Source organism: Pseudoalteromonas sp. SR41-8 (assembly GCF_014163915.1).
GTDB classification, from domain to species: Bacteria; Pseudomonadota; Gammaproteobacteria; order Enterobacterales; family Alteromonadaceae; genus Pseudoalteromonas; species Pseudoalteromonas rhizosphaerae.
The window spans coordinates 1-23444 of sequence record NZ_JACJEE010000027.1; the positions used below are offsets into that span (position 1 = coordinate 1).

21 protein-coding genes are annotated in these 23444 nt (G+C 41.2%); 8 read left to right on the top strand and 13 right to left on the bottom strand.

The features are described from left to right. Positions 1-361: 361 nt before the first annotated feature. Together H5162_RS16015 and H5162_RS16020 are read right to left on the bottom strand one after the other, a co-directional pair. Positions 362-1141, bottom strand: a complete 780-nt coding sequence (locus tag H5162_RS16015) for an RES family NAD+ phosphorylase (RefSeq protein ID WP_182768348.1) — start codon at positions 1139-1141, stop codon at positions 362-364. 115 nt (positions 1142-1256) lie between these two features. Continuing rightward, on the bottom strand, positions 1257-1586 hold the full coding sequence (locus tag H5162_RS16020) for a stress response translation initiation inhibitor YciH (protein ID WP_145240330.1): 330 nt from the start codon (positions 1584-1586) through the stop codon (positions 1257-1259). Positions 1587-1743: 157 nt separating this feature from the next. Here H5162_RS16020 and H5162_RS16025 point away from each other — a divergent pair, with 157 nt between their 5' ends. From H5162_RS16025 to H5162_RS16040, 4 genes are all read left to right on the top strand, one after another. After that, a complete protein-coding gene (locus tag H5162_RS16025; RefSeq protein ID WP_145240332.1) occupies positions 1744-2049 on the top strand; it encodes an STAS domain-containing protein in 306 nt (101 codons plus the stop codon). After that, the gene (locus H5162_RS16030) at positions 2049-3707 is read left to right on the top strand and encodes a fused response regulator/phosphatase (protein WP_182778975.1); all 1659 of its coding nucleotides are present in this window, start codon (positions 2049-2051) and stop codon (positions 3705-3707) included. Before H5162_RS16025 ends, H5162_RS16030 begins: the two co-directional genes overlap by 1 nt. A gap of 53 nt (positions 3708-3760) precedes the next feature. Beyond that, on the top strand, positions 3761-4420 hold the full coding sequence (locus tag H5162_RS16035) for a histidine kinase (RefSeq protein WP_182734871.1): 660 nt from the start codon (positions 3761-3763) through the stop codon (positions 4418-4420). A gap of 79 nt (positions 4421-4499) precedes the next feature. Beyond that, positions 4500-5690: an amino acid aminotransferase gene (locus H5162_RS16040; protein WP_149983417.1), complete on the top strand. Its 1191-nt coding sequence runs from the start codon at positions 4500-4502 to the stop codon at positions 5688-5690. Between the two features lie 98 nt (positions 5691-5788). On the opposite strand, the gene H5162_RS16045 is transcribed toward H5162_RS16040, so the two are convergent. The 9 genes from H5162_RS16045 to H5162_RS16085 all read right to left on the bottom strand — a co-directional run bounded on the left by H5162_RS16045 (position 5789) and on the right by H5162_RS16085 (position 15141). Further along, positions 5789-6628, bottom strand: a complete 840-nt coding sequence (locus H5162_RS16045) for a Tim44 domain-containing protein (RefSeq protein ID WP_145240341.1) — start codon at positions 6626-6628, stop codon at positions 5789-5791. A 212-nt stretch (positions 6629-6840) separates the two neighbouring features. Then, a complete protein-coding gene (locus H5162_RS16050) occupies positions 6841-7644 on the bottom strand; it encodes a DUF3379 family protein (protein WP_182735578.1) in 804 nt (267 codons plus the stop codon). Further along, positions 7644-8201, bottom strand: coding sequence for a sigma-70 family RNA polymerase sigma factor (locus H5162_RS16055; RefSeq protein WP_149983044.1), 558 nt, complete (start codon positions 8199-8201; stop codon positions 7644-7646). The genes H5162_RS16050 and H5162_RS16055 overlap by 1 nt, the downstream gene beginning before the upstream one ends. Before the next feature lie 70 nt (positions 8202-8271). Continuing rightward, a complete protein-coding gene (locus H5162_RS16060) occupies positions 8272-9918 on the bottom strand; it encodes a BatD family protein (protein ID WP_182740091.1) in 1647 nt (548 codons plus the stop codon). Further along, positions 9912-11819: a VWA domain-containing protein gene (locus H5162_RS16065; protein WP_182778977.1), complete on the bottom strand. Its 1908-nt coding sequence runs from the start codon at positions 11817-11819 to the stop codon at positions 9912-9914. The genes H5162_RS16060 and H5162_RS16065 overlap by 7 nt, the downstream gene beginning before the upstream one ends. Next, a complete protein-coding gene (locus H5162_RS16070; protein ID WP_145240351.1) occupies positions 11819-12805 on the bottom strand; it encodes a VWA domain-containing protein in 987 nt (328 codons plus the stop codon). The genes H5162_RS16065 and H5162_RS16070 overlap by 1 nt, the downstream gene beginning before the upstream one ends. Beyond that, positions 12798-13235: a DUF4381 domain-containing protein gene (locus H5162_RS16075; protein ID WP_145240353.1), complete on the bottom strand. Its 438-nt coding sequence runs from the start codon at positions 13233-13235 to the stop codon at positions 12798-12800. Before H5162_RS16075 ends, H5162_RS16070 begins: the two co-directional genes overlap by 8 nt. 1 nt (position 13236) lies before the next feature. Continuing rightward, entirely contained in the window at positions 13237-14181 is a 945-nt protein-coding gene (locus H5162_RS16080; protein WP_182778979.1) for a DUF58 domain-containing protein, read from the bottom strand. A gap of 3 nt (positions 14182-14184) precedes the next feature. Beyond that, positions 14185-15141, bottom strand: a complete 957-nt coding sequence (locus tag H5162_RS16085; RefSeq protein WP_182778981.1) for a MoxR family ATPase — start codon at positions 15139-15141, stop codon at positions 14185-14187. A gap of 285 nt (positions 15142-15426) precedes the next feature. Here H5162_RS16085 and fadI point away from each other — a divergent pair, with 285 nt between their 5' ends. The 3 genes from fadI (at position 15427) to H5162_RS16100 (ending at position 19694) form a co-directional block, all read left to right on the top strand. Further along, positions 15427-16737: an acetyl-CoA C-acyltransferase FadI gene (fadI, locus tag H5162_RS16090; RefSeq protein ID WP_145240359.1), complete on the top strand. Its 1311-nt coding sequence runs from the start codon at positions 15427-15429 to the stop codon at positions 16735-16737. Further along, the gene (gene fadJ / locus H5162_RS16095; protein ID WP_182731357.1) at positions 16737-19031 is read left to right on the top strand and encodes a fatty acid oxidation complex subunit alpha FadJ; all 2295 of its coding nucleotides are present in this window, start codon (positions 16737-16739) and stop codon (positions 19029-19031) included. The genes fadI and fadJ overlap by 1 nt, the downstream gene beginning before the upstream one ends. Positions 19032-19175: 144 nt before the next feature. Next, positions 19176-19694 carry a GNAT family N-acetyltransferase gene (locus H5162_RS16100; protein ID WP_145240362.1) on the top strand — a complete coding sequence of 173 codons (519 nt, stop codon included), beginning with the start codon at positions 19176-19178 and terminating at the stop codon, positions 19692-19694. A gap of 53 nt (positions 19695-19747) precedes the next feature. Here the strand turns inward: H5162_RS16100 and H5162_RS16105 are convergent, their stop codons facing one another. Continuing rightward, positions 19748-20134 (bottom strand): MmcQ/YjbR family DNA-binding protein, encoded by a 387-nt coding sequence (locus H5162_RS16105; protein WP_145240364.1) that lies wholly within the window; start codon positions 20132-20134, stop codon positions 19748-19750. A 202-nt stretch (positions 20135-20336) separates the two neighbouring features. Here H5162_RS16105 and yeiP point away from each other — a divergent pair, with 202 nt between their 5' ends. Next, on the top strand, positions 20337-20909 hold the full coding sequence (gene yeiP / locus H5162_RS16110; RefSeq protein ID WP_145240366.1) for an elongation factor P-like protein YeiP: 573 nt from the start codon (positions 20337-20339) through the stop codon (positions 20907-20909). Positions 20910-21262: 353 nt separating this feature from the next. On the opposite strand, the gene H5162_RS16115 is transcribed toward yeiP, so the two are convergent. After that, on the bottom strand, positions 21263-23395 hold the full coding sequence (locus H5162_RS16115) for a bifunctional diguanylate cyclase/phosphodiesterase (RefSeq protein ID WP_257326390.1): 2133 nt from the start codon (positions 23393-23395) through the stop codon (positions 21263-21265). Positions 23396-23444: the final 49 nt, after the last annotated feature.

The window sequence follows — 23444 nt, forward strand, 5'->3', positions numbered from 1 at the left end:
ATTTAAATAGAAAGCGGCGAGCAAATGTGAGAAATTGTGAAAAGCTATTAGCATAAAATAGAGCGATATAGTAAACCATCTAAAGCAATTCAAAAACTGCGAATTTGCAGCCTTTCTATGTCTAACATTCAGTATTCAGCGGACATTAGTCACGTTATTTATTACAAACAACATTTCCTCGAAGAGTAATTGCGGGCAGGCAATTTTTTGCACGGTTAAGTTTGATGACTTCAGCATTTATTTATAATGGGTGTCAATTTTGTTTTCAATTTTGTTTTTCTCAATTTTGTTTTTCATCATAATATCTCGTCTGTAAATAAAGCACTGGAGCGATAGTGCTAACCAAATGCAATCAATTAATTTAATTAGAGCCCTTAAATTTAGAGATAATATTAATACGTTTACTAAGTTGCTGTACTTCTATACTTTCAGGAATACAATCTGCAGTTGTAATATCAAAAAGGCAGAGATTAAATTGCTGTTCCGTTTTCAATAGTTCATCAGCGGATTTACCTTCAATATGCTCTTTATCAGATGAAATGAATTGAGAAGGGTACTCTATCCCATCGATACCTTTGCTTTTTAGAAACTCAGAAATAATTTGAGTCGGAATATACTCTCTTGCTTGATGCTCAGGTGCATCAAGGGGCAGTGAAAATCGATGGGCTAAGAAGTAAGTAAACTTAGGGAAGTATAAGCTGTACCAATCATCAACGTCAGAAATATAGTCAAATCTAGCTATTTTTAGTTCTTTATTAGTTTTGAACTGAGCAACGCTAATGGGCGCTTCTGCATTCGCTCTGACTTCAGAAATCGCAGTACCTTTGTCGGAAGCTAAATAAAGAGCATTTACGTTGTATGCATTTAGCCTTCCAGAAGATCTTATATTAGGTACGGGTTTCATTTCATCACAGTTAAAAGGTTCTTTTTTATAGGCATTATCAATACTTGAATAAACATGCGAGCGTGCACGATAGAAGGTAGAACCACTTGGAATATTCTGGACAAATTTCTTCGAATCTGCGGTTAGAGCTTCATAAAAATCATTTAAGAAGCAATTGCTTTCTTGCGAATAAAAAAACCTATTTTCCTCACATACTTCTTTACAAAAAATGTTGAATCTTTCAGTAAAATTTTCCATTACGGCTCCAAAAAGTAGAATAGTTAAAAAGTATCGAAGAACAGAAGTGAGTTTACAATCTGTCTAAGGTCGCTTTTAGAACAGCGTAAATTATTTAATACTATAAACCGGCGGCTCACCCTCCGGCAATTTTCACTTTGAATTTGAGTGCTTCGAGGATGGCTTTGAGTTTTTCGCGGTCGTCGCCTTGTACTTCAATGATGCCGTCTTTTACCGCGCCGCCTTGGCCCATTTTACTTTTAATGGTTTTGGCGAGTTTTTTTAAATCGTGTTGCTCGCTGTCAATACCAGTTACCAACATAACACCTTTACCTTTACGGCCTTTGGTTTGGCGTTCGATGCGCAGGGCGCCGTCTTTAAATACTTTACTAGCCACTTCTGTGCTTGGTTTTGGTTGGCTGATACGGCCTGTTTCGGTTGAATAAACGAGATTACTATCACTCATGCTTAACCTGCATTTAAAAAGTTAAATAAACAATGGCCTAGATAATATCAAATCTAAAACAAATTTGTGCATAGGGTGTTTTATTTTTGGTGATTTATCATTAACAAGTTATATTTAATACTAATTAAGAATGGATAATCTGAGCAGGAGTTAACTAATGGGTCTAAGTAAGAGTGCATCAGCAGATGGTGCTACACTGACTATTCAAATTAAAGGGAAGTTCGACTTTAATTTAGTGCAGTCATTTCGACAGTCGTATTCCGATATCAATGAAAAAACCGCTAAGGTCGTAATTGACTTGCGAGAAACAGATTACATGGATAGCTCCGCCCTTGGTATGTTACTGAATATGAAAAAGACCTTGGGTACCTCAGTTGATGCAATTCAAATCAGTAATTGTCAGCCGCAACTGAAAAAAATCCTGCAAATATCACGTTTTGATAAAAAGTTTGATATTGATTAATGCATATTCTCGTTGTTGATGATCAGCCACTTAATTGTACGCTTTTGAAAGTAATGCTGGTGCAACAAAATTACGAGGTATCAACTGCCGCTAACGGTGTTGAAGCATTAGCAATATTAGCACAGCAAAGCATTGATATTGTGCTACTCGATGTAATAATGCCAGTAATGGATGGCTATGAAACAGCGACAAAAATTAAGCTGTTATACAACGATGTTCACCTACCAATTATTTTTATAACCTCTTTGGAAGATCAAAACAGTTTTGAACGTTGTTTAGAGGTCGGTGGTGATGACTTTATTCATAAACCGTTTGATAAAGTAATTTTAACCGCGAAAATAAAAGCTCATAGCCGCACCCGCAAGCTGAGTTTAAAAACCCACGAACAAAATAAATTATTAGAATATCATTACAATCAAACCGAGCGCGAGCACGAAATCGTTGAGCATATTTTTAATAATGCCTTAGAAAACCAACATAAGTTTACCAACAACATTGATTTTCATCTTTCACCGGCTTCTATGTTTAATGGTGATATGTGTTTGGTTGGGCAAAGTCCAATTGGTAGTTTGTATTGTATGCTGGGGGATTTTACCGGCCATGGCTTAGCGGCAGCGGTAGGGGCATTGCCGGCGTCGAAAGTGTTTTACACTATGGTTAATAAAGGCATGGCGGTCAGTGATATTGCCGCAGAAGTTAATGCCGTATTAGTACAATTATTGCCCGGGCATATGTTTTGTGCCGCGACAATTATTGAGTTAAGTAGCTCCGGGAAAAGTGTTTCTGCTTGGCTTGGTGGCTTGCCTGACGCTTATTTAATTGATCAACAAGGAAGCGTATTAAAAACCTTAGAGTCACAGCACATGGCTTTAGGGATTTTAGAAGGCGATGAATTTGAGCGTGAATTAATTCATTTTGAAGTCGATAGCAGTATGCGTTTGGCACTGTCCACCGACGGTATTATAGAAACTACCAATGCAGACGATGAATTTTTTTCAGAGCAACGCTTTATAAAGGCGCTTGCAAGCAAGCCCCAAGTCAGCTGTAAAGATGTGATCAATCAAGTTACCAAGTTTGCTCATGGCAGTAAACAACAGGACGACCTTAGTTTAGTGCTTTTTAACTGTATGGCGGTTCCTGCTGCGGCTGAAGAGCAAGCCGCTTACTCTCGATTACCGTTCAATTTTTCTTTAACGCTTAATTCACAGCAAATAAAACAAACCGATCCAGTGCTTGAAATCGTCGAAGTGATCACCCAAGTTGGCGGGCTAAAAGAGCACCGCTCTGATATTTTTTTACTGCTCTCTGAGGCATATAATAATGCACTTGATCACGGTGTATTAGGGCTCGATTCAGCGATTAAAAATAAAGAGGATGGTTTTATTGAGTATTATCAACTTCGAGAGGCAACATTAGCCAAACTCGTTGATGCATTGATCATTGTAGATATACGTTATTGTCCTGATACATTGAGCCTTTATTTTACAATTTGCGATTCAGGCAATGGTTTTGCAAACACCGACAGTAATGCTAACAGTAATAATCGCGAGCACGGTCGTGGGCTATCTATATTAGAAGAAATAGCAGAGCAGGTGACTTATAACTCATCGGGTAATCAAATTGAAATGTGTTATCGATTAGCGCAGCAACAAAGCTAGTCGTGGTTGATTAGCCATGCTATGATTCGTTTTTTAGATGTTTGGATGGCTAAATGGTTTCTTCTTATTTATCTCTTGCGCAGTTAGATGTGCCTGCTCAGTTAGTCTCTACTGAGCTTACTAAGCTCGAAAGCTATTTATCAAATCAGTCGCATCCTGAGGTACGCTGGCAATATCAAATACCAGAACTGGGTGAAGGCGGGGCGTGCAGTTTATTTGGCTATTTACAAGATGAGCCGTTTAAACTCACTGATTTTTTACCGCAAGATCAGCACACCACGCAAAAGCTTGCTCAATTACAACTAATTGTTGATTACGTTGTAGCGCAAACTAAGGTTGATTGGTACGGCATTTACCAAAGTACAGCAACACCTGAGGGTCAGCAATTACTTAAACTGACTTACTTTGGCGCGCCAAGCCGACCGCTTTTTCCGCTTACTGAAGCATTTGCTGCTGGTAGTAATAATGTGCAGGTGGCACTGAGTAGTAAAGGGCGAGTGATCAACAACGTTGAGCAGTATTTGGCTGCGGGTGGTGAATATTATACCTGTGACCCTAAAGTAAAATCAGAAGCCTGTTTACCGCTTTTTGACAGTGCAAATCGCTGCGTTGGTATTGTTGATGGCGAAGCCTTTAATAACGATTTTTTCAACCAGCAAACATTAGCGCTATTAATTGCGTGCTGTATTAAAATTCCTCACTTTTTAGTGTAAATAACACTAGTCAATCTAGTGAGCTTTTATGTTAAGCTAAGTGCAACAGCTAACCCCTAAATAATGAAAGAGATAGTCAATGTTCTCAGTATTAAAACCATTACCCACTGATCCTATTCTTGGCCTTATGGCGGCCTATAAGCAAGATACTAACCCAAATAAGATTGACTTAGGGGTTGGTGTTTATAAAGACGAATTCGGTAATACGCCGGTATTAAAAGCAGTTAAAAAAGCTGAAGCGTTTCGTCTTGAAAACGAAACTAGCAAATCATACATTGGTTTGGCGGGTAACTTAGATTACTGCCAAAAAATGGAAAACCTATTATTAGGTGAGCACCAAGCGTTATTAGCTAATCGTGTTCGTACAGCACAAGCTCCTGGCGGTACAGGTGCACTGCGAGTTGCAGCTGAATTTATAGTTCGCTGTAATCCAGGTGCGACAGTATGGGTTACTAATCCTACTTGGGCAAACCACATTAGCTTGTTTGAAGCCGCTGGCCTAACAGTTAAAGAATACCCGTACTACGATTATGAAAACAAAGACTTATTATTTGATGAAATGATCGAAACCCTTACCCAAGTGCCAAAAGGTGATGTGGTATTACTGCACGCATGTTGTCATAACCCAAGTGGTATGGACTTAAACGAAGCACAGTGGAACACGGTTGCTGAACTGGCAAAAGATGTTGGCTTTACACCGCTGGTTGATATTGCATACCAAGGTTTTGGTTCAAGCCTTGAAGAAGATGCAAATGGTTTACGTATTTTAGCCAATGCAGTTGATGAGTTAATCATTTGTTCTTCATGTTCGAAAAACTTTGGTTTATACCGCGAGCGTATTGGTGCATGTTCAATTATTGCTAAAGACAGTGCAACAGCAGACATTTCAAACTCTGTTATGTTAAGTGTGGTACGTAGCATTTATTCAATGCCACCTGCGCACGGTGCTGACATTGTAAATACCATTTTAAGCAGTACAGAACTGACACAACAATGGCACAGTGAACTTGATGAAATGCGTAACCGTATCAATGGCCTACGTACTTTGATCAAAGACAGTCTAGCGGCAAAAGAGATTGCTCAAGACTTCTCATTTATTGACCGTCAACACGGTATGTTTTCTTTCTTAGGTATTAATAAAGAACAAATTGAGCGCCTGCAAAAAGAATACGGTATCTACATTGTTGGTTCAAGCCGCGTTAACGTAGCGGGTATCAGTCAAGCTAATATCGATTACTTTGCAAATGCTGTTGCAGATGTTTGTAAATAATCTTATTTAAATAGCGTTTATTGAAATAAAAAACCGCACTAACTTATTGTTGTGCGGTTTTATTTTTTAACCTAGAACCTAGAACCTAGAACCTAGAACTACGCGTCAATTAAATCTTCAACACCAACAATCAGCCAAGGCGCATCATCGCTGGTGGCACGCTCTAAGTGCCAAATTTCTAAAATAGGCTGTTCTTTATTATCGCCTAAGTCACGGTACTTCCCTTTAAAGCGTACACTTACTTGCCATTTTTGTGTGTCGGTATCGGCACGTACAAGTTCTGCATCAATAAACATCACGTCAGTTGCAACGCTGTCAATCGCTTCACGTTCCGCTTTAAATTCAGCGACTAGTTCAGGGCTTAAGTATTCAGCCATCGTTGCATAGTCAGCATTATTCCATGCTGTTTGCAATGTATGATAATGGCTACGCGCACCTTGTAAAAAGCCGTTAGTATCAAAGTTAGCGGGTAAATTAAACGGTACGTCATTGGTTTGACTAAATCCACTTGTAGTGGTGTGCTCAGGCGCAGTTTGTCTCATTTTCGGTGCAGTAAATGCTCCTTGGCCGTGCGCCATTACAGGGGCGTTTTTACGACGTATTATACCGATGATAAGTTTAAAGATAATAAAGGCAATACCTGCCATTAAAATTATCTCAAGTAGTTGCATCCCTTCAAAGTCATCGCCCATCATTGCGGCGATTAATCCACCGGCTAATAAGCCGCCAAAAATACCTGCCATCATGCCTTTTTTGCTTGATTTTGGTTTTGCAGCAGGGGCGAGGGTATTGGTATCTGTTTGTTGTTTTTGTGCGGTTTGTTGTGTTTCTGGTGTTTGGCCACGTTTTTTACTACCAAACTTTTTACGTGCTTGTGCATCAAAACTTGCAGTACATAGTAGAGCAAGCAATGAAAATATAACAATCAGGTTTTTCATGAAGTTCCTTAAAACAAATTAGAACGGCGATTCTAAAGTAGTTCAGGAATTAGATAAATAGCGACAAACTGAATTAGTTCTAAAATGCTCAGTAGCTTGGTCAATAGACTAATTTAAAAGCAATTATTGGTTCAAGCAGGAAGAATATAACGATTGTTTCGCGAAGGTATAAATTGCATTGCCGTTATAATAACGGCAATGCAAAAGGAAGGTTAATTTAACCAGCGGATCGCACCATTAATACGATCATTGTAATTTTCTAATGGCGCACCAAGACTTGCTACTAAAATAGTATCTGCGTCAGCACCACGGTTAATATGGCCTTCAAAACGATCGTCTTGAAAATCATCGTCGCCGATGCCAAACGATTGCTGTTTTGATGGCACTATAAATACCGTCATCGGGCCATAGTCTGATTCAAAAACCAGGTGTAATCCCTTTTGGCCTTTAAAGTCACAAAACATTAGGTAAGTCACTTTACCTGGCAATTCATCTAAATGGCCGCCTAACACAGCAAATTTTTCATTTACCGTTGCTAAGCTGATTGCTTCGGTCTTTTGCAGCGAATTAATTTCATAGTAAACATGAGCAAGCGCATGTTCGCCAGCTGCGTACGCAACATTTTGTTCGCTGCTAAATAAAAATGCTCCCACAGCCACTAATACTGAGGCTGCCATGGCAAGTGGTAAACGAGCACGTTTAAAACGTGTACTTGCCTCAACTACATTATCTGTTCGTTGCGGCGGTGTTTGCGCGCTGGTATCAGCTGGTGCTTGGTTGAGTTGCTCAGTTGTGACCGACTCGTTTTGTGCATGCGCTGCGGTGTTTGCTAAAATACGCTCGGCAAGACCTGCTGGCACCGGTACGTCAAGTGCATTGGCAAGCTCTAAATCAAAGGCCTGCATATCATTAATAAATTCTTGTCGCTCAGAGTGTTGCTCTGCAAACTCCACAAGCTCCTTATCTGTGCTGTTTGGCTGTGCGCTAATTCGGCGACGAAACTCGAGATCATCCATTAATTTGATGCCCCTTTAAGTTGTTCATCATCACGGCTCAATGCCTCTTTTAACTGGTTTCTGGCGCGGTATAAACGCGTCATAACCGTGTTTTTATTTAAATCTAATATTTCTGCTATCTCTTCACCGGAGCAGCCCATAACGACTTGTAATAATAATGGCTCGCGGTATTCATCAGGTAACTTAGCGATTTGACGTTGGATCACTGTTTGTTCCATTTCGTCATCCAAGGTGACGCTTTTTTCGTCAACTAAGGTGTCGTTTTCAACATCGCTATAATCAAATTGTTTGCGTTCAAAACGACGGGCATTTTCCCGGCGTAAAATCGTCAATAGCCATGGCTTAGCTGCTTTTTGATCTAATAATGAATCCAGAGATCGCCAAGCACGTAAAAATGTTTCTTGGACAAGATCTTCGGCAATATTAGGGTCGCGGCAGAGCCAATAAGCAAAGCGATATAATTCGCTATGATAAACATGAACAAGTTTTTCATAGCGTGTTTTTTTCTCTGCCATATCAACTAAGACCTGACTTTTAGAGTTTTCATTTCCAAGCATAAGCACTTTTTTTATTTATTTTAAGTTATTTACTATTTGAGCGCGGGGATTGCTCCCCGTCACTTAAACTCTATTTATAAAGTCCTTTTAATACAGCTTGTTGTGATTTTTTTTGTACTTTACGTTGCTCTTCTAACATGCCGACAATCGCAATTAAATCAACATCTGTATCATTAGGACTATAGAGTGCAGCCCTTAGTTTAGCAATATGTTGACTAAGCTGTGCATTATCAGCTAGTTGTTCGAGCTTGTCTATTGCACCGCTCGATTGTTTTGTTAAGTGCATTGCGTAACGATTTAGCGCCTGATAAAAGGCACTTACATCATTGCTTTTAGCGTGTTTCTTTAATTCATCTAATGAAATTGATGAATCACTATGGGTTACTGTCGGCTTTGCTTGCATCAAGCTGCGCTGAGATTGACTGCGCCACCATAAAATCAAGGTAATAAACCATAATAAATAACCAATCACACTGATAATAATTAACCATAGCGGATACTGATTTATCGGCGTTGCTTGATAACTTATTGCTGCAGCATCTGTTGTTGCGCTTTGTGATGGCGTAAGTGGCTGCGCAGCAACGGCTGCTGGAGTGCTTGTGCTACTAGGTGTTACTGTAATAGTACGAGCTGGTAGTGTTGCATAACTGATCCGGTTAATCTTGGTGTTATACCAAGGCACGCTTACCTCTGGCAGTGTATAAGTGCCTGGCATCTGTGGTAACAAAGCGTACGAGGCTGTTTGTTGTGATATCACCCGACCATCGCGAACCAAGTGATTATTTTCTTTTTCATCTGGGTAACTGCGAATACCTTTGATTTCAGGCAGTTCAATATCAGGTAGTTGCTCTTTGGTGATACCAAGTGCAGTTAAGGTCAGCGTTCGCGTAATAGGTGTACCCACTTCTACTGTGTCGTCAGCGGGTTGCCATTGCTCATCTAAATTAACTAATTCACTAGGCAGCCATGCACCTTGGTAGTCACTTGGTATCGGTTTAATTTCAATATCGACATTATCACCCAGTGCAGATACATCTAATTGGCGATAGTCTTGGCGAATTCGACCTTGAAAAGTTGGTGCTTGAATCGTGTAACTACCACTTTTTTGGGGCTGTACTAAATACTCGCGAGTGATCACTAAGTAACGCTTACCATCAACAAGTTCATAGTTTTCAGTCTGCTTGCCGATTTGACTTAGCTGCGCATCGGGCATCGCGGGGGCACTTAAATTACCATCAAGTAACTCTTTGGCAAGATATAGCTTAACCGTGTAAAGCCCTGCCTCTTGAACAAATAGGCTGTCACTTGAAAGCGATGCTTTAATAAAAATATCGTTGTTTTGCTGCGCATCTTTACTGCGTTCAGCCACTTTTAATGCAATGGGCGCAGAGCTGACACCAGCTACACTAAATGCTGGGATTGTATAATCACCGGCAGTGCGGGTCATAAGTTTAATAGACCAAGTGGTTTCTTTTGAAATACTACCATTAATGATGTTTGTGCGGGTGCTGACACTGGTGCGGCCAACCACGAAGTCTTTTAACAGGACTGAGGTATCAGGTTGATCATTTTTTATGGTGTCATCTGCACTGATATTGAGCATAAAAAATTCACCCGCTAGTACCGGGTTTTTATCAACACTGGCTTGTAATTGCGTAACGGCCCACGAGGGCATAGCGCTGATAAGCAATAAACAACAGATTAATCGCATTACCATGATTTTTCGACTCCTTGTGGACGGCGTTGATTGTTTCGTTTTTGGGCTTCTAATTGCATTTTGTTACGTAACAGGATTGCGGGATCATCGGGTACTTTTCGCAATAACTGACTAAGCTGCTGCGCTTTCTCTTTCTCTTCGTTGGTAAGCTCTGCGGTTTGTGCTTGCATAGCTTGTTGCTTTGCCGCTTCTTCAGCTTGTTGCTGTTGTTCAGGAGTCATTTGTGGCTGCGCCTGCTTATCATCGTTTGCAGAGTCATCTTGGGGCTCGGTTTGCGCATCTTGTTGCTGTTGCCCATCAGTTTTATCACCTTGCTCAGGTTCCGCCTCCATTTGTGGCTCGTTTTGCTTGTCAGTTTGTTGATCAGATGGTTTGCCATCTTGCTGATCATCACTTTGCTTAGATTGATCGCCTTGTTGAGATTGCTGGTCCTGATTTGGCTGTTCACCTTGCTGTGACTTATCTTTATTTTGCTGATCTTGACCTTGTTCACCATCTTGGCTTTTTTGATCTTGGTTTTGTTCGCCGTCTTGGCCTTGTTGATTTTGCTGCTGTTGCTGTTGATTTTTCAATTGCTCAACGAGTGCCTGATTTTCTTTTGCTTGGGTAAAGTCGTCTTGCAAAGTTTGTGCTTGCTGATAGGCGGCAATTGCTTCGTCGAGCTTGCCTGCCTTTGCTAGAGCATTACCGTAATTATATAAACCAGTGGCGCTTTTATCTTGGCTAAATTGTGCCAATGCAGCATCAAAATTACCTTGCTGGTAAAGCGCCGCGCCTTTTAGTTGACTAGAATCTGCTGTGGCAGCTTGCTCATATTCACCTTGTTGATAGGCGTCCAGCGCACGTTGATCTTGATTTTTAAAGACCGAAGGCAGCTCTACTGCATAAGCATTGTGTTGCGGTAAAAAACTCACCACTAAAAATGCAGCTGCAAAAGCTCCTCGGCGAAAAATCCACAGCATCATTGGCAGTAAAATAAACAAGCCATAAATCCCCGCATCAATACGCCAGAGCGCTTGACTTTGTTTTTCATTTTTCAGTATTTCACTATTTGCACTGGGAGCAAAAATTTGAATATCGCGGGCACTCGGTTGATAAGTCGCAAATTTACCGCCACTGTTTCTTGCTAGACCATTAAGCATACTGATGTTGATGGTGGGCACCACAATTTGCCCGTAACTATCTTTTAAAAACCCACCTTCAGGAAGTTTAATTGGCGCGCCTTGCTCTGTTCCGATACCATAAATGTTTAATCGATAAGGGTTAACGTCTGTAAATTGGCTTATATCTTGTTGCTCACTTTGTTCAATACCATCTGTTACTAAGATAATATCGCCTTCAAGGTATCCGGCTTGTGTTAATAACTCTTTTGCAGCATCAAGCCCAGCAAGTACGTTGGAGCCTTTATCAGGCATGATATCTGGGCTTAAACTTGGGATCAGGTTTTCAAGCGTCGCGGCATCATTGGTTAGCGGCGAAATGGTATAAGCAGTGCCTGCATAGGCCACTAACGCAGTGTCACCTTCTTTAAATAGTTTGATCATATCCAGCGCTTTGAAGCGCGCTTGCACTAAACGACTGGGCGCAATATCCGTGCTGTACATCGATAGCGACATATCCATCACAATTACACGGGCATTTTTGCTTTGAAATACCGGCACTTGTTTTTCTTCAAAACTGGGCCCTGCGCTAAAAATGACGGCTAACACTGCAAAGAGGGCAATTAGCCACATGGGTTGCGTGTTTTTTTGGTTGTTGGTGTTGATCACAAATTTTGCTAAGTGAGCTGCTATTAATTCACCTTGGCTGGTTTTCTTGTGCTTTATTATTGCAATAGTAAACACTAAACACACAGGAACTAATAACCACAATACGGTCGGGCGGATAAATTCAAAGTCCATTAGGCCTCCTGTCTTAATGCTTTTGCACTGATAAACATAACGCGCAGACCAATCAAGGTCAGTGCAATTAATAAAGGGAAGTAAAATAACGCACTTTGTGGGCGAAAGGTTTGCTCATCAGCGCTGATCGGCTCAAGTTTATCAAGTTCTTGATAAATTTGTTGTAAGCCGGCAACGTCTTTTGCGCGAAAATAAAGGCCGCCAGTTTGTTCGGCAATACGTTTTAGCAGGGTTTCATCTAAACTACCTCCGCTCATGCCTCCCATATTAAATAAGCTAAAGCCACGCGGATTATCAGAGCCTACGCCGATGGTATACACTTTAATGCCTTCTTCGCGGGCAAGCAGTAAGGCTTCTTCTGGATCTAAGTTACCGGCGGTGTTTTGACCATCTGTTAATAACACCACAATGCGATTGCTTTCATCTTTACTGGCAAAACGTTTTACTGATAAGCCCAGTGCATCGCCAATGGCGGTGGCACGGCCAACCAAGCCTATTTGCGCTTCTGATAGCATTTGGCTTACGGTTTTAACGTCTCGCGTTAGTGGTGTTTGTAAAAATGCCGTATCACCAAATAAAATCAGCCCTAAACGATCGCCTTGACGTTGCTCAATAAAGTCACTTAATACCGCTTTTACCATAGTTAAACGGTCAACATATTGGCCCTGATAAGCCATATCTTGCTCGGTCATTGATCCTGACAAATCCACAGCTAGCATGATATCGCGGCCTTCGTTAGGTAAGGTAATTGGCTCATCAAGCCAGGTTGGGTTAGCTAAAGCGGTGACTAAAAGCAACCAAACCAACCATTCAAATATACTAATACCACGCGCCTGTTGCTGGACAACTTGCGCGCCTAAATTGTGTTTGGCGAAGCTTGGAATACGTAAGCGGGTATTGCCTTCACTGTGCACTGGCTTAAATAAGCGCAACAACCAAGGCAGCGGTAATAATACAAATAACCAAGGCCAGCTAAATTCAAACATTCAGCGGCTCCTTTAATTTAAATTGCACAATGGCGAGTTTTAATTTCTGTGCCAGCGCAGTTTGATTGCTTTGTGATTGATAAAGGCTCATCAGTTCGTGTTCAGTAAATTGTTGTCCGGTCAGCTTATTTAGAGTAATACACCATTGTTTCGTGCCTTGTGATGCAGCACTTTGCTGATAATAGTGTAAAACCAGGCGTTTAATTAAAATATGTAGTTGCTGGGCATCTTCTGCGTGTTGTTCACTGAGGGAAATAGCTTGGCGTTTGGCTTTTTTAAACTGCCGTGCCCGGTACAACTGGTAACTTATAAAGCTTACAGTTACGAGTAACACGACAATGATGAGCCACCAAATAGGTGCTAAAGGCCACCAAGAAACATGGCTTGGCACAATCACATCATGGAGGCCAGCTAATGGAGAGGTTTGCATATTACTTTCTCACTAATTGCAGCTCAAGAGGTGTGGCTGCATTGAATGATATTAAATTTAGACCCGATTTAGTTAAGCGTTGCATTCGTGTGGTAAATGCTTGCTCAGCAGTTTTAGCAAATTTATCACGAAAACTTTTATCCATCAGCGGTAACGCAAAGTCACTGCCGTTGGCGCTCACCGTGACTGTTTGTTTAAACGCCGGTAGCTGATGCTCAAATGGGTCGCTAATATGGCAGCCGATCAGTTCACAATGTCGACTCAGTATTTCTAGTTGTTTAAAACTGGCATCATCAAGGGCGCTAAAATCTGACACCAAATAGACTAAGCTGCCCGGCTTGGCTAAATGATTCAAACGTTTTAGATTATCACTGAGTTTATTGTTTGCGGGCTCATCAATCTGCGCGAGTGCTTGCTGGTGGTTATTACACAAATTGTGGCATAGTTTTAACACGGCTTTTTCGCGGGCGCTGGGCTTGAGCTCTAAATGACCGTGTTGATTAAACACGATGCCACCGATGCGATCGCCGCGTTGGCACGCTGACCACGCAACCAAGGCACTGATATGCGCCGCTTGCACAGATTTAAGTAATAGCTTTGAGCCAAACAGCATTGAATTAGAAAAGTCTGTAAACACAAACACTGGCCGTTCTTTTTCCTCTTGAAACAACTTAGTGTGTGTTTCGCCAGTACGTGCTGTAACGCGCCAATCAATTGAGCGAATATCATCGCCTTGTTGATAATGACGTACTTCAGCAAACTCCATACCACGGCCTTTATGAGGCGCGAGATATTGGCCGGTCAGGCTATTTCTAATTTTAACTTTTGGCGCAAGCTCTAATAAGCGAGCTTTCGCTTTATAATACATCAGCTCTTTCAAGCCTAAGTCGACCCCATGGCTATGACTTAGGCTGAGCCACTGTTGGTTATCTAATTGGCTTTGCATGATTTATGGCACGGCAACAAGTTCTAAAATACGGCTAATGACTTGATCTTTAGTAACGCCATCGGCTTGTGCTTCATAACTTAAAATAATGCGATGGCGCAGAACATTATGTAACACAGCTTGAATATCATCTGGAGCAACAAAGTCACGACCTTGTAACCATGCATGAGCACGGGCACATTTATCTAAGGCGATGGTGGCACGCGGACTTCCGCCATATTCAATCCAGCTACCTAATTGGGCGTCAAGTTTTGCGCCTTCACGCGTTGCAATAATAAGTTGCACTAAATATTGCTCAAGTGGCTCAGCTAAATACAGCCCTAAAATTGCTTTGCGAGAGGCAAATAAATCGCTTTGACTAATTTGTTGTGCTGGTGCTTGATGCTCGCTCAACGCTTCGCCACGGGTAAGGCGTAAAATATCAAGCTCATGCTCGGCGCCTGGATAATCAATACTTAGGTGGAGTAAGAAACGGTCTAATTGCGCCTCTGGTAGCGGGTAAGTGCCTTCTTGCTCCAGTGGATTTTGGGTTGCCATCACCATAAATAAATCCGACAGCGGATAAGTGTTTTTACCAACCGTGACTTGGCGCTCAGCCATGGCTTCTAATAAGGCTGATTGCACTTTAGCTGGGGCACGGTTAATTTCGTCGGCTAAAATTAGGTTATGAAATAGTGGGCCTTTTTCAAAAACGAACTCGCTGGTCTGTTGGCGGTAAATATCAGTACCGGTTACGTCAGCAGGTAATAGATCTGGGGTAAACTGTACGCGTTGGAATGAGCCTTCAACGCCTTTGGCTAATGCATTTACTGCGCGAGTTTTAGCAAGCCCTGGAGGGCCTTCTACTAATAAGTGACCATCGGCTAAAATAGCAATAAGTAGTGCTTGCGTTAATTCTGGCTGGCCAATAATTTGGCTATCTAAATAAGTTTTTAATTGTGAAAATACGTTAGTGGCCATAGTAAAAAAACTGTCCTGATTTGCAAGGTTTATAAAAGCTTAACTAGTAATATGGGTAAATAGTTTATAACACAAGTGTTAGACTCAAGTTTTCAAAATAGTTCGTTATTTTTTAACGATTTTTACCCTAGCATAGAAAGCGCAGTATTTTTTGTAAATATGCTAAAAAAAGCCTATGGTTGGTAACTAATTATACTATTTTCAATTTCGCTATTGGCTTTAGCACACGGGTTGTTTAGAATCGAGGAAAACAAACAGGTCAGACCTGTCAGCGGGAGAGCATTAATGTCTGAGCAAAATATACTAAAAACAGCAAAGGGCGATCGTATTGCCATCGTCAGTGGTTTACGTACGCCATTTGCTAAACAAGCAACTGCATTTCATCATGTACCAGCCCTTGATATGGGGAAGTTAGTCGTTAACGAAATGCTTGAACGCCTTAACTTTGATAAATCTGAAATTGATCAATTAGTGTTTGGTCAAGTAGTACAAATGCCAGAAGCGCCAAACATTGCCCGCGAAATCGTATTGGGTACTGGTATGCCAGTATCTGTTGATGCGTACTCCGTATCACGTGCTTGTGCTACTAGTTTTCAGGCGATTGCTAATGTGGCTGAATCAATCATGGCAGGTTCGGTGCAAGTGGGTATTGCTGGTGGTGCAGACTCGTCATCGGTATTGCCAATCGGCGTAAGTAAAAAATTAGCAGGTAGCCTTGTTGATCTCAATAAAGCACGTACCTTAGGTCAGCGCTTAAAAATATTCTCTAAGCTGCGTTTAAAAGATTTATTACCAGTACCGCCTGCGGTTGCAGAATATTCAACTGGTTTATCTATGGGTCAAACTGCCGAGCAGATGGCAAAAACTCACAGTATTAGCCGTGAAGATCAAGATGCCTTAGCACATCGTTCACATACTCTTGCTAGCCAAGCATGGGCAGATGGTAAACTTGCTGATGAAGTGATGACTGCACATTTACCGCCGTATAAAAGTTTTATCGAACAAGATAATAATATTCGCCATAATTCAACGGTTGAAGGGTACGCTAAATTAAAACCAGCGTTTGACCGTCAGCATGGCTCAGTCACTGCTGCAAACTCAACACCGCTAACTGATGGTGCAGCAGCGGTATTAATGATGAGCGAAAGTAAAGCCAAAGCATTAGGCTATAACATTTTAGGTTATGTACGTAGCTTTGCATTCTCTGCCATTGGTGTGAATGAAGACATGCTAATGGGGCCGGCTCATTCAACGCCTGTTGCCTTAGCGAGAGCTGGCATAACGCTTGCCGATCTTGATTTAATTGAAATGCACGAAGCCTTTGCAGCACAAACGTTAGCGAACATGAAAATGTTTGCCTCAGATAAGTTTGCGCAAGAAAAACTCGGTCGCAGCAAAGCGATTGGTGAAATTAACATGGATAAGTTTAACGTTTTAGGCGGTTCGCTTGCATATGGTCATCCATTTGCAGCCACCGGCGCACGACTTATCACCCAAAGTTTACATGAACTCAACCGCCGTGGCGGTGGCTTAGCACTAACAACTGCGTGTGCCGCAGGTGGCTTAGGTGCAGCCTTTGTATTGGAGAGTGCGTAATGACACAGTCAGTATTTAATTTAGACGTTGATGATAGCGGTATTGCCGTTGTCACCATTGATGTGCCGGGCGAAAAAATGAATACCCTGCGCGACACTTTTGCAGATGATTTAACAGCCTTACTTGATGACGCAAAACAGCAGTCAGTGAAGGGCATGGTATTCATTAGTGGTAAAAGCGATAACTTTATTGCTGGTGCTGATGTAAAAATGCTTGATAACGTGCAAAGTCGTGATGATGCACTGGCGATCAGCGAATTATGCCACCGTGCATTTTTTGATATGAAAAAACTGCCATTTCCAACTGTTAGTGCCATTCATGGTGCGGCATTGGGTGGTGGTTTAGAATTTGCCTTGGCGTGCGATTATCGCGTATGTACAGACAGTGATATCACTAAACTAGGCTTACCTGAAGTACAACTTGGTTTATTACCCGGTGGTGGTGGAACGCAACGCTTGCCTAAACTGGTTGGTTTGCAAAAAGCCCTTGAGTGGACGTTAACAGGTAAACAAATTCGCGCTAAACAAGCTAAAAAATCGGGTTTGGTAGATGATTGTGTACCACAGACCGTATTGCTAAAAGTAGCAAAAGAATTTGCTTCAAAAGGTAAAGCGAAAGCGGCCAAGCCTAAGCTTGATCGTATTAGCCAATTATTAGAATCGAATCCGTTTGGCCGAAACTTCATCTTTAAAAAAGCACAAGAAAATGTACTGAAAAAAACCGGTGGTCATTATCCTGCGCCGTTGGCTATTATCAAAGCAATACGCGCAAGTGTTGAGCTGGATGAACTAAAAGCTTATAAAACAGAAGCGGAAGGTTTTGCTACTTTAGTAATGAGTAGCGAATCAAAGTCATTACGTGGGATATTTTTTGCCACCACTGAAATGAAAAAAGAGTGGCGCAACGACGACGCTCCAGCAATCACTAAAACAGCCGTACTAGGCGGTGGTTTAATGGGCGCAGGTATTGCCCATGTTAGTGCTGTAAAAGCCGGTGTACCAGTTCGTATCAAAGATGTTGCAGAGCAGGGCATAAGTAATGCCATGAATTACAGCTATAAAATTTTAGATAAAAAGCAAAAGCGCCGTATTTTATCTAAGGCTGAACTGCAACAAACTATGAACCGAATTACTGGTACAACTAACTACAGTGGTTTTAAACACATTGATTTAGTGATTGAAGCGGTATTTGAAGACCTAAGCCTTAAGCAAGGTATGGTGGCAGATGTAGAACGTGAATGCCAAGCAAACACAATTTTTGCTAGTAACACGTCATCATTGCCTATCTCACAAATTGCGGCAGAAGCTGCCCGTCCAGAGAATGTAATTGGCTTACATTATTTCTCACCAGTTGAGAAAATGCCATTGGTTGAAATCATTCCACACGAAGGCACCTCAGAAGAGACTATCGCCCGGATTGTAAATTTTGCCCGTAAGCAAGGTAAAACACCAATCGTTGTTAAAGATAGCGCAGGCTTTTACGTTAACCGTATTTTAGCGCCTTATGTGAATGAAGCGGCTAACTTATTACTGGCAGGTGAGCCAATTGAAAAGATTGATGCGGCACTCGTTGAGTTTGGTTTCCCTGTTGGGCCATTAGCACTATTAGACGAAGTCGGCATTGATATCGGCTCTAAGATTGCGCCAATTCTTGAAAAAGAACTCGGTGATCGTTTTAAAGCACCCGATGCGTTTTCACGTTTAATTGATGCCAAACGCTTAGGCCGGAAGACTGGCCGTGGTTTTTATCTTTACGATAAGAAAGCTAAAAAAGTAGACGAATCAGTTTACGAATTACTCGGCGTGAGCCCATCACCACGTTTAAATAAAAGCGAAATTGCTAAACGTTGTGTGGCACAAATGCTTAACGAAGCTGCCCGCTGTTTAGACGAAGGCATTATTGCCAGTCCTCGTGATGGTGATATTGGCGCAATCTTTGGTATTGGCTTCCCGCCATTTTTAGGTGGTCCATTCAGCTATATGGATAAACTTGGCGCAAACAAAGTAAGCTCAGAAATGGCTACTTTTGCTAATTTTAATCCGGTATTTGCGCCGTGTGCAGCTTTAGTTGCGATGGCTGATGCTGGTGCAAGCTTTTATCAGCCTGAGCCTGCACAGCCAAGTAAAGCAGTTGTGGTAGAACAAACCGTGGCGGCTACGCAAGACGTTACCGATGTAGAACCTGTCGAAGCGGTTGAGGCTCAAGAAGTTATTGTTCCGCCAGCGCCAGCTACTGAAGCTGAATCGGTAACCGACACGCACCCAGCCGATGCAAGCGATGATAAAGTGAAATAGTATTTAATTGCTAGTTATAAAAACGCACGGATAGTTTGAAGTGCGTTTTTTTATGCCTAGAATTAAAAAAATTTAGTTGCTGAAATCATTTTGCTTTGTTGTTATAACAGGGGCATCCTAACTGATACCGCGTAAAGACGAATAATGAACATCAGCACTGCAAGATTACAATTGAGACTCCTTGAACAAGACGATTGGGCGTTTTTTTTAGCTTTGCATGATGAGCCATGCGTTATTGAAAAATGTTTTGACAGGCCTTCTGATACGCAAATACGTAGTAAGTTTATGCAGCGGTTGGCGCCGTGGCACCCTACAGCCAATAAGTCTTTGTGTTTGATGATCATTGAAATAAAAACAGGCAAAAAAGTGGGCGTTACAGGGCTTACAACATCATCATCAAACACTCCCGAAGTTGGTTATCTGTTAATGCCTGAGTTTTATGGTCAAGGTTATGCAACTGAAGCACTACAAGCATTTTTAACATGGGCGACGACAGCGTTTAACATTCAACAATTTACTGCTGTGGTTACGAAAGGGAATGTAGGCTCAGAAAAAGTGTTGGCTAAATGTGGCTTTAAGTTAGTTAGCGTTGAACCGTCAGCTTACGAAATTGGTGGGGTATTATTTGATGATCATCATTTTTTACTAACGTGTACGGAGTAAGGCTAAGTTGTACTGAACAAGTAGCTTGCGCAGTACAACATTAAAATTGTGACTTACATATGAATTTCAATCGCTTTGCGATCTTTTTCCGGCATATTGGCAACCACTAAGTTAAATGAATTATCAATCATACGTTCAATTTCACCTTGCGGGATTGAGCCATCTAAAATAACAGTATTCCATAACCGTTTATTCATATGATAGCCCGGGATCACTGAAGGAAAAATATCACGAAGTGATTGCGCTTCATCCGGGTCGCATTTTAAATTCATCCACCAAATAGGGTTGCCGTCTTCGTCAGTTTCCCCTTCGTTGCCAACCGATAAAGTGGCAAACATTTTATGGTTTACTTTATATACATCAACTTCTTGGCCGAAAGGTTGGGTAACCATAACCAGAGGTTTTTTTGCTAAATACTCATGTGCAGTGTGCTGATCCATGATCCAGTCCTTGAAGTCATTTTTGGTAGTTTAACCATAGCAGCTTTTTCGTAGTTTAGTCATGAAAAATCGATTAATAGGTAAAATTTATGAGTAAATACAGGCCCTACGAGAAAAATAGCGGTATGTGATATTTTCTTATTGAAGAAAATCCAGTTCGTGGTATGTTTCTGGGGATTTATAAATTATAGGAAATACACTGATGCCAAAGGCAAGTGAAGTTAAAAAAGGTACTGCGATTGAGTTTAATGGCCGCGTTTTAGTGGTTAAAGATATTGTTCGTTCTGTACCACAAGGCCGTGCTGGTGGAAGTTTGTACCGTATGCGCTTATACGATGTAGTAACTGGTAGCAAAGTAGATGAAACATTCAAAGATAGCGACATGTTAAAACTAGCTGATTTAACTCGTCGTGAAGCAATGTTCTCGTATTTAGATGGCGAAGAATACGTATTTATGGATAACGAAGATTACACGCCATATAATCTTAATAAAGAAGCGATCAGCGAAGAAATTTTATTCGTCAACGAAGAAACCCAAGGCGTGCATGTCATTGTAATTGATGGCGCACCAGTGGGATTAGATTTACCATCAAGTGTTGAACTTGTGGTTGAAGAAACAGACCCTTCAATTAAAGGTGCTTCAGCGAGCGCTCGCTCTAAACCTGCACGATTATCAACTGGTTTGATCATTCAAGTGCCGGAGCATATTTCTACAGGTGACCGCATCCGTATTAATACCGCAGAGCATAAATTTATGGGCCGTGCTGAAAAATAAGTACGCTGCCTGTATTGATAAAAACCGACATCTTTGTCGGTTTTTTTATATCATTATAATTTATGCTCATTATTTGCCCGCAGTACTTTAAATCAGTGCATGCTTTGGTTACACTGCGCGCTCATTTTTTAAACTGAAAGAACGAGGCTGCTTTTGTATTTTCTGCTCAGCGTAGTATCTATTGTCGTTATGTATTCACAGGCAATTAAAAAAGGTATGCCAGTTAAACGCTGGTTGGTGCTAGCAGGGTTGTTAGGCCCCGTTGCATGGTGCTTGTTTAACTTACATTATCGTCGTGCACTAGTGCGCTGTGTGGGTATACAAGCGTGCACATGGCGACCATAGGCTGTCATTTATGCCTGTTGTACTAAACTAAGTGCCGCTTGGTTTTGTTGTTTCTTCAAAAATTCTGTAAATTCAGCTCGCGATAAAGGTTTTGAATAATAGTAGCCTTGCATCGTTTCGCAATTAAGCTCTTTTAAGATTGCAATTTGCTCTGCTTGCTCAACCCCTTCAGCCACCACATGTAAGTCTAAGTTATGTGCAATGGTAACTATTGAGTCAACCATATTACGGCCTCGCTCTGTTTGCATATCATCAATAAACGCTTTATCAACTTTTAGGGTATTAAGTGGAAACTGCTTTAAATATGCAAGTGATGAGTAGCCAGTGCCAAAGTCATCCATGGCTAAATGAATACCACGGGCACTGAGAGAGCGCATGATCGAAATAGCATCTTGTGGGTCGTCCATTACCGTACCTTCCGTAATTTCAAGTTCTAAAAAGTACGATGGCAAGGCGTGATTTTGTAAAATCACATCAATACGAGTAGTTAGATCCGGTAAGCTAAATTGTTTAGCAGACAAGTTTACCGCAACTCGGCCATTAAATAAGCCAGCATCCAGCCAGGCTTTAACATCACGGCATGCTTTATGAAGTACCACTTCACCAATTTCGATGATTTGCCCGGTTTCTTCTGCGATGGGAATGAACACGCCAGGACTAATAATGCCTTTTTTCGGAGTAATAAAACGCACTAAGGCTTCCATTCCAGTGAATTTACCGGTGCGGATATTCATTTTTGGTTGGTAGTAAACTTCAAAATGATCTTCTTTTAAACCAAATCGCATTAAGTTTTCAATTTGCAGGCGTTTTACTGCTTGGCGGTTCATGGTGTCGTTAAAGAATAAGTAGCTATTACCTTTCTTTTTCGCATGGTACATCGCAGTATCGGCATTTTTAAGCAGTAGTTCTGGGGTATTGCCATCTTCTGGGAATAACACAATGCCGACACTTGAAGTGATCACTAATTCGTGACCTGCCATTTTAAATGGCGTGGCAATGGCGGCTAAAAACTGTTTTGCCATTCTGGTAATGGTATGAATATCGTTAGTGCCAGACATAACTAAGGCAAATTCATCGCCACCTAAGCGGTAAAACACATCTTTTTCACGGGTGAGTTTACTCAACCGCATCGCTAGTTTTGCCAGTAAACTGTCGCCTAGTTGATGCCCTAATGAGTCATTAATTTTTTTAAAGTTATCTAAATCAAATACTAGTAATGCATGGTGGCTGTCTTGTTTTGCCAGCTTTTTAAGATCGGTAAAAAATAGATTTCGGTTAGGTAAGCCAGTTGTACGATCGCGATTTGATAAGTTATGTAGTTGTGATTCGGCTTTTTTACGCTCGGTTAAATCTGAATATACAATGACATAGTTACAAATTTGATTATGTTCATTCTTAATTTCATCGATTGAGATTTCAATCGGTAGTAGTTTTCGCTCACTGTTGCGCAGTTTAACTTCTTGTTGCCAATGGTCGGTAAGACGAACAGTATTTTTAATATCATCAATATAACTTTGCTCGTAACCTGGTAAGGTAAATGGCTTGTTTAAATAGTTATCTCGGTTCCCACCAAACTGCGATAAAAAGCTGGGATTAAGATCAACCAGGTTAAAGTTTTTATCGTAAATGGCTAATGCATCAGTGAGTGATTCAACACATTTAGCGAATAAGTTAAGGCGTGCCTCGGTTGATTTTAATTGCGTGATATCGCGTACCGTGCCAGTCATTCTTAGCGGGTTTAAATTGGTATCTTTTTCAATTATCTTGCCTCTGTCGAGTACCCAATGCCAGCGATCAAAGCTGTCTTTAATGCGATAGCTGGCTTCAAAAAAAGCGGTTTGCTCCGCAAAGTGTTGCTTTAACAGTAATTCAACTTGCGCTATATCATTAGGGTGAATAAGGGCTTTATTAGGTGGAACATCAATGATGGTATTTCTATCCATCATGTATTTATCGTTAATGCGCAGTACTTCACCAGTTTTGATATTCCAATCCCAAAGTGTGTCACCACTGCCTTCAACCGTGCTTTTTAAACGCCGTTCAGAAATACATAATTGGCGTCGTGAGCGGCGTAATTTGTAGATTGTGAATAATAAGTAAGGCAGCACTAACGTAACAAATGCACTCGGTAAATAAAGCATTAAAGTTTGCTGATCGACTAATTGCTCGCTATAGCCCAATGGGCTAAAG